Below are 5,925 nucleotides of genomic sequence, written 5' to 3'. Positions count from 1 at the left end.
ACGTCGTCGAGCTGTGGGTGAACCAGGGCCGCGACCCCGGGACCCTGCGGCTCAACGTCAACAGCGGCATCGCCGGGTGCCGGGCCATGGTCGAACGCATCACCGGCCTGGCCGACGAGTACGGCCCGGCCGTCGTCAAGGGCGTGATGCGACGGGTGATCGCGGACTGCTCCCGTGTGGTCGGCGAGCGTCTGCGCCGGATCCCGGACGGATCGTGGAGCCAGCGCCTCTACGTGTCGGGGGCGCTCGGCGAGGACCACCGCCTGCACCAGGAGGTGCTCACGCTCACCAAGCGGGGCGAGCAGATCGTGTGCGGCAACGCGGGGACGTCGCCGCAGGGCGGCCCCGGAAACTCCACGTACTCCGTACTCCGCTCGGCCGTGGTGGCGGCGCTCGCCTCGGCGGTCGGCTGGGACCAGCAGGGGTGCATGGCGGGCATCGCCGACCATGTCGTGATGGAGCCCGTCTTCGGCACCCGGAGCTGCGCCAATCCCCCGGCCGCCACGTCGGCGCTGCACAGCGTCTTCGTCACGATGAACCTGGCGGGCCTCACGACCGGTGCCATGCTGATGAGCGGTCCGCCGGACCTCGCGGCGCGCACCACGGCCTCGGGCGGCCTGTCGGTGGCCATGGCCGACATCGGCTTCGGGCTCAACGAGGACATGTCCCTCGTCGCACCACCGGTCTCCCTGCACGGCGGACTGCTGGGGGGCGGCGTCGGTGCCTTCCCCCACCGGGACGGGATGGACAACGGCGGTTCGTGGTTCATGCTCGGCACCTCCGCGGGCAACATCGAACCCGTCGAGCAGGAGGGTGTCGGCCTGGTGCTCTACCGTCGCGAGCTCCGCGACGGCGGTGGGCCGGGACGGTGGCGCGGCGGCAACGGGACCGAGGCGGCCTGGATTCCTCACCACGCCTTCATGAGCAATGCCCAGATGGTCTTCGTCGAGCCGAGCGCCAACCTGGCGGCCGGACTCGCCGGGGGCTACTACGCCCTGGCGGGCAACTTCATGCGCTCCACGGGAGGCCTCGTCGCCCGTGCCATGGCCGAGGGCCGCGTACCGGGTGACCGGAAGCAGCTGGAGGAGGAGACGGGCGCCCTCGAGCGGCTCCATCCCCAGGCGGTGCTCATGCCGGTGCCTCCGGGCGATGCCGTCGTCGTGGAACACAACGGCGGCGGGGGCTTCGGTGACCCGCTCGGCCGCGAGCCCGAGCGCGTCGCGGACGACGTCGCGCACGGCCGTGTCAGCGTCGGTGCCGCACGGAAGTTCTGGGGCGTGGTCCTCGATGCCGACGGTGCGGTGGACTCGGCCTCGACGGAGACGGCGCGCCAGGGGATTCGCCGCCGACGGCTCGAATCGGCTGTCGCACCGTCCCGGCCGGCGCCGCGCCCCGAAGGGCCTCTGGAGATCGTGCTGCCCGGCGCGGGCGGCAGCGTGGACCTGGTCGGCGTGGGCGACGCCTTCGGCTGGGCCTGTGCGGGCTGTGGCCACTGGCTCGCCGAGTCCGGGGCGCCCTTCCAGGACGGCGCGGCCGTGGCGGAACACGCCCCGCACGACGTCGACGCCCGGCTCTATCCGGACCCGGCCGAGTACGGCGATGCCTCGCTCGTGCTGCGGCAGTACCACTGCCCTTCGTGCGCCGGCCTCCTCGGGCAGCAGTTCTGCCGACGCGAGGACGGCCCCGGAAGCACCCTTCACCTCGAATTGGCCACTCTCCGGCAGAGAGGACGGTAGGCGCATGAGCATCACCATCACGGAAGCCGACCACGGCTTCGTCATCGGCGTGGACATCGGCGGCACGTTCACCGACTGCGCGATCGTCCGGCCGGACGGGAGCGCCGTCTCCGGGAAGACGCCGACCACACCGGAGAACCGGGCCACCGGCTTCTTCGCCTCGATCGCCGACGCGGCCGGCCACCTCGGGATGTCCCTGGACGAGGTTCTCGGCCATTGCTCGCTGCTGATCCACGGCACGACCACCGGCACGAACGCCCTCATCGAACGGGACGGCGCCCGGACCGGCCTCATCACGACCTCGGGCCACGGTGACGCCACCCTCATCATGAAGGCCGAGGGACGGCTTGCCGGTGTGGACGGCGGAATGATCTGGGACCTCCCTCACACGGACAAGCCGGAGCCCATCGTTCCGCGACGGCTGATCCGCGAAGTGCACGAGCGGGTCGACTTCCGGGGCGAGGTGCTCGTCCCGATGAACGAGCAGCAGCTCCTGGACGCAGCGGACGACCTCGTGACCGGGGGCGCGGAGTCGATCGCCGTCAGCTTCCTGTGGTCCGTGCGCAACCCGGCGCACGAGAACCGTGCCGTCGAGCTGATCAGTGCGCGTCATCCCGGCGTCTTCGTGACGGCGGCGAGTTCGGTGTCCTCCTACGTGGGCGAGTACGAGCGCACGATGAGCGGCATCGTCAACGCGTACATCGGCCCCCTGATGCGTGAGTACGTGCGCAACATCCAGGAGGAGGCGAACGCCCACGGCTACCGCGGCCGGATCCTCTACGCCACCTGCGCGGGCGGCGCGATCACCGAGGCCGAGGCACGGACCGCCCCCGTGCGCACCGTGCATTCCGGGCCCGTCAGCGGCCTGCTGGGCAGCGCGTTCGTCGCGGCCGTCCGCGACGAGCCTGATCTCATCGTGGCCGACATGGGCGGTACGTCGTTCGACGTCAGCGTGATCCGTGGTCTCGTGCCCGACGCCAGGGACACCTCCATGCTGGAGCGGTTCGAGGTGTCGCTGCCGATGATCTACATCGACACGGTGGGAGCGGGTGGCGGCAGCATCGCCTTCCTCGACGCGGCCGGGAACCTCCAGGTCGGTCCGCGCTCGGCCGGTGCCGTCCCGGGCCCGGTCTGCTACGGCATGGGCGGGTCCGAACCGACGGTCACCGACGCGGACGTGGTGCTCGGCATCATCGGCCCCGAGGACTTCCTGCACGGTGAGCGCCGGCTCGACAAGGCGGCGGCCGAGGCGGCGATCGGGGCGCTCGGAAAGCCGCTGGGCCTCACGCCGGAGGAGACGGCGGCCGGGATCAACCGGATCATCGACTCCAAGATGGCCGACCTGCTGCGCCGGATGAGCATCCTGCGCGGGTTCGACCCGCGGGAGTTCACGGTGTTCGCGTACGGCGGCGGCGGGCCCGTCCACGTCGGAGCCGTGGCGCGCGAGGTCGGTGTGCGCAAGGTGATCGTGCCGGTGCTGCACATGGCGTCGGCGTGGTCGGCGTTCGGGGCGACCGTCGCCGACGTGATCCACGTGGCCGAGCGCTGGGACCAGCACCCCATGCCCGCCGAGCCCGCGGCCCTGGCCGCGACCTTCGCGGAGCTGGAGACCGAGGTGCGTGACAAGCTCGCGTCCGAAGGATTCTCTCCCGAAGAGATCCAGGTGGACCGCTCCCTGCGCATGAAGTACACCGCCCAGCTGCACAACATCGAGGTGCCGCTCACCACGGCGGAACCGGACGAGGGGACCGTGTCGGAGCTCGGCGAGGAGTTCGCCCGCCTCTACGACGACCTCCACGGCGAGGGCGCCGGATATCGCGAGGGAGGTGTGACCGTCACGGGATTCGTCGTACGCGCCCGCGGCCTGACGGTCCGCCCCGCACCGGCCGAAGCTCCGCCGGCGAGCAACGTGCGCGAGCTCTCCCGACGTGTCTACTGGTCCGAGAAGCGGGGCTACCTGGACACTCCGGTGCTCAAGCTGAGCGGCGGACGCGTCGACGGCAGGTTCGAGGGGCCCATGCTCATCGAGCTGCCCGACACCGTGGTGGTGATCCGCCCGGGCCAGGTCGCCGCTTTCGACCGCTGGGGCAACCTCGTGCTCGAGATCGGCTGAGGCATCCGGGCGCCCATGGGGGCCTGGACCCTCCAGACGTCCGTCTGTACTGTCATAGCACGTTCGTGCGCTGCAAGAACATCTAGGAGTACGCGTGAGTGTGGAACCCGGCTGGCAGGGCCGCTTCTTCGAGGACTTCGAGGAAGGTGCGGTCTACCAGCACCCGTTGGGACGGACGGTCAGCGAGACCGACAACACGTGGTTCACGTTGCTGACCATGAACACGAACCAGCTGCACTTCAACAGTCAGTACGCGGCCCGGTCCGAGTTCGAGCGACCCCTGGTGGTCTCCACTCTCACCGTGGCCATCGCGGTCGGCCAGAGCGTCACCGACCTGACGCAGAACGCGGTGGCCAACCTGGGGTGGGACGACATCAGGATGACCCACCCGGTCTACGCCGGGGACACGCTGTGGAGCGAGTCGGTCGTCCTGACCAAGCGGGAGAGCAGGAGCAGGCCCACCGCCGGCATCGTGACCGTCAAGACACGGACGCTGAACCAGGACGGCAAGGAGGTGTGCTCGTTCCTGCGCACCTTCCTGGTGCACAGGCGCGGCGCCGAACAGCTCCAGAACATCTTCCCCGTGGGCGAAGTGCCGCTGACCGCTCCGGAGAAGCCGTGAACCGCCGGGCACCCCTGGGGGGCGTGCGCATCCTGGCCGTGGAGCAGTACGGCGCGGGCCCGTGGGGAAGTCTGCACCTCGCCGACCTCGGTGCGGAGGTCATCAAGATCGAGGAGCCTCGCTCCGGCGGCGACGTGGGACGGTACGTGCCCCCGTACGGCGAGGGCGAGGACTCCCTCTTCTTCGAGGCTCTCAACCGCAACAAGCGCAGCATCTCACTCGACCTGACCAACCCGCGCGGACGCGAGGTGTTCGAGCGCCTCGTCCGTGAGTCCGACGCCGTCTACTCCAACCTGCGCGGCGACGTACCGGCCAAGATCGGCATCACCTACGACGATCTCAAGGGCATCAACCCAGCCATCGTCTGCTGCTCGCTCTCCGGATACGGCATGACGGGCCCGCGCAGCGACCAGCCCGGCTACGACTACCTGCTCCAGGGACTCGCCGGATGGATGGACCTCACGGGCGAGCCGGGCGGGCCCCCGGCCAAGAGCGGCCTCTCCCTGGTGGACTTCACCGGCGGTTATGTGGCCGCGCTGGCGCTGGTGTCCGGCCTCCACGCGGCGCGACGCGACGGCATCGGCATGGACTGCGATGTGAGCCTCTACGACATCGCCGTGACCATGCTGAACTACCCCGGGGCCTGGCACCTCAACGAGGGCTTCGAGCCCACCCGTACCCACCACTCGGCGCACCCGTCACTGGTGCCGTTCCAGAACTTCGCGACGCGCGACGGATGGGTCGTCGTGGCGTGCCCCAAGGAGAAGTTCTGGGTGAAGCTCGCCACGATCCTCGGCCACGCCGAATGGTCGAGCGATGTGCGCTTCGACAACTTCGCGCACCGCTATGAGAACAAGGACGAGCTGATCCCGCTGCTCGAAGCCGAGTTCGTCACCCGCACCTCCGCGGACTGGCTCGAGTCCCTCACCGCCGCCGGCATTCCGTGCGCGCCGGTCAACAGCGTCAGTCAGGCCCTGCGGGAACCGCACACACTGGCGCGGGACCTGATCGTCGAGACCGAGCACCCCCGTTTCGGCACCGTGCGCCAACTGGCGTCTCCGGTGCGGGTCGGGCCCGAGCGTCCGGCCTACCGCCGCGCGCCCATGCGCAACGAGGACCTCACCTACGTCACTCGTGATCTCGCCGGTTACGAGGCCGGCGAGATCGACGCCCTGACTGCCGAGGGCGCCTTCGGCGAGGTGGTCCCCGGCCACACCACGACACCGGCTGACTAGGACAGAACAAATGGATTTCGCACTCACCCAGGAACAGCAGGACTTCAAGGCGACACTACGGGCGTTCGTCGAGAAGGAGATCATCCCCGTCGCCCGCGAGTACGAGCAGTCCGGGCGCTACCCCACCGAGATCGTGGACGGCCTCAAGGAACTCGGGCTGTTCGGTATCACCGTGCCCGAGGAGTACGGGGGCCTGGACCTGGACCCGGTCTCCTTCGC

5 protein-coding genes are annotated in these 5,925 nt (G+C 69.9%); all 5 read left to right on the top strand.

The window, feature by feature from the left end; translation table 11 throughout:
- Positions 1–1,736 (top strand): hydantoinase B/oxoprolinase family protein (locus VN520_RS38795; protein ID WP_325751658.1); only part of this gene is annotated, 1,736 nt, incomplete at its 5' end.
- Between the two features lie 4 nt (positions 1,737–1,740).
- Positions 1,741–3,849, top strand: coding sequence for a hydantoinase/oxoprolinase family protein (locus tag VN520_RS38790; protein ID WP_325751657.1), 2,109 nt, complete (start codon positions 1,741–1,743; stop codon positions 3,847–3,849).
- A 94-nt stretch (positions 3,850–3,943) separates the two neighbouring features.
- Positions 3,944–4,471 carry a MaoC family dehydratase gene (locus VN520_RS38785; RefSeq protein ID WP_325751656.1) on the top strand — a complete coding sequence of 176 codons (528 nt, stop codon included), beginning with the start codon at positions 3,944–3,946 and terminating at the stop codon, positions 4,469–4,471.
- Positions 4,468–5,706, top strand: a complete 1,239-nt coding sequence (locus tag VN520_RS38780; RefSeq protein ID WP_325751655.1) for a CoA transferase — start codon at positions 4,468–4,470, stop codon at positions 5,704–5,706. The genes VN520_RS38785 and VN520_RS38780 overlap by 4 nt, the downstream gene beginning before the upstream one ends.
- 10 nt (positions 5,707–5,716) lie before the next feature.
- Positions 5,717–5,925, top strand: a 209-nt coding sequence (locus VN520_RS38775; protein WP_325751654.1) for an acyl-CoA dehydrogenase family protein, incomplete at its 3' end; no start/stop codon positions are given.

Source organism: Streptomyces sp. (genome assembly GCF_035563135.1).
Lineage (GTDB): Bacteria > Actinomycetota > Actinomycetes > Streptomycetales > Streptomycetaceae > Streptomyces.
Note: the sequence above shows the minus strand (reverse complement) of the source record. Positions and strands in the feature narration are given on the sequence as shown.

Excerpts from the sequence above, each read along its gene's own strand:
- VN520_RS38790 (WP_325751657.1), top strand. The coding sequence starts at position 1,741 with ATGAGCATCACCATCACGGAAGCCGACCACGGCTTCGTCATCGGCGTG.